General features: G+C 62.8%; 1 protein-coding gene. It reads right to left on the bottom strand.

The annotated features are described in order from the left end of the window. Nucleotides 1-221: 221 nt before the first annotated feature. The gene (locus RN629_RS18150) at nucleotides 222-1577 is read right to left on the bottom strand and encodes an IS1380-like element ISPme1 family transposase (protein WP_012112698.1); all 1356 of its coding nucleotides are present in this window, start codon (nucleotides 1575-1577) and stop codon (nucleotides 222-224) included. Between the last annotated feature and the right edge of the window lie 94 nt (nucleotides 1578-1671).

Raw genomic sequence — 1671 nt, 5'->3', positions numbered from 1 at the left:
CCGACATTCCCCAAGTGGCCTGCCGCTTGACTTCAAGATCGCCTGATTTTGCTCGCTGGGCAAGCGTTTTTCGCCCCGAGCGGTGTCTGTCGTCGCGCAAACGGCCGAAGTCGGGTGGATCAAGCCTCGAACCCGCAGCATTCTGGCCCGGCAGAGCCGCTTTTCCGCGCGGCAGACGGACCTGTCCTGCCGCTTTCGTTCAGCTTGGGCATGGATCGTGGTCATGCGCATGACGGAGGCGTTCGAAGACGGCGGATGGCGGCAAGGACGGCCCGCACCATCGGGCCGGTGACGGCGACCTCGGCCAACTGGAAGGTAATGGCGCGGGCGTGGCGGACGACGCGGGCGCCGATCTTGATCAGCTTGAGTTGCAGGCTGGTCAACGACCAGTCCGCCATGGCCTCGGGCAGTTCGATGCAGCGCAGGAAGGTTGCCAGGTTGTAGGCCAGCGCGTGCAGTTGCAGCCGCACCTCGTTGTGCCGGAACTTCCGGCATGACAGCCGCGTCCAGCGAAAGGCATATTTGCCTTCCTTGATGTGCTGCTCTGCGGTGCCGCGCTGGTTGTAGAACCTCACCACCCAGTCTGGCTCCATCGGCAGGTTGGTGACGATGAAGCCGACTTTGGGGAACAGCTCGCCCGGATGCCATTCGATCTTGGCGATGACGCGGCGCGGCTTGTCCCAGGACGCCGCCTGATACTCGAAGTCCTCGAAGAACCGTTTGACCTTGGTCAGCGAAGGCCGTCCCACGGGCCGTGTCAGCCGATGCGCGATCTTCTCGCGCAAGACGGCGTTGGCGGGCAGACGGATGGCGTAGAAGAACCTGGCTTCTTCCAGCCGCATATAGATCGCGGGGATCGCGTAGGCAGCGTCGGCCCGGAAGAAGCGTCCACCAAGGTCGCGGCCAGCATATCGGGCAATGACGGGATCAAGGACATCCCGCCAGCCATCGGCGCTGTGGACATTGCCGTTACGCAGGGCGCAGCGCTCCAGCATGCCAAACTGGTTGAACAAGAAGATGGGGTGATAGCAGGTGCAGTCGAAATGCCCGTTCCAGGCAGCACCTTCCTGATCGCCGTGGGTGGGGCTGACCGAGCTGTCCATGTCCAGCACGATGTATTTCAACCCGTTGCGGTCATGGAACCGGTCGATCCATTGGCCGTTCAGATCGGCCAGCGCCGCCCGGTTCGCGGCCAGAGCCAGCGTCTCGGTCTCGAACCGTCCCATCTGCGATGCCGAAGCAGCTTGCGCCTCGACGGCCCTGCCGCCAACGACCTGACGCATCACGGGATCGAGGGCCAAGCGGTCGGCATCGTTCACATCCTCGTATCCGGCCAGTCGTCCGAACACCGATTGCCGGAACAATCCGTCAAGCCGATGGAGCGTGTTCTTCCCGGTGCGGCTGTCTCGCAGCGCCTCCGACGCCAGATTGGACAGGCCGAGCACGTCATCAAGCTCGCGCATCACCAGCAGGCCACCGTCTGAACTGATCTGCGCACCACGGAACTCCAGACGCACACGGCGGTCGAAATCAACCCGATCTCCCCGCGCCAAGCCCGCACCCTCCAGGTGATCCATGAAACGCGCCCCTCGCAGCCGTCAACGCCATGATTTATATGCGAAATATCACGATTACGACAGCGAAATCAGCGACTTACTTGGAGAATGTGGG

Source organism: Facivitalis istanbulensis (genome assembly GCF_040560405.1).
GTDB classification, from domain to species: Bacteria; Pseudomonadota; Alphaproteobacteria; order Sphingomonadales; family Sphingomonadaceae; genus Sphingomonas; species Sphingomonas istanbulensis.
The sequence above is the reverse complement of the archived record's forward strand: the minus strand, read 5'-3'. Positions and strand labels throughout refer to the sequence as shown.

Coding starts and splice junctions, on each gene's coding strand:
- RN629_RS18150 (WP_012112698.1), bottom strand. CDS start 1,577: ATGGATCACCTGGAGGGTGCGGGCTTGGCGCGGGGAGATCGGGTTGAT.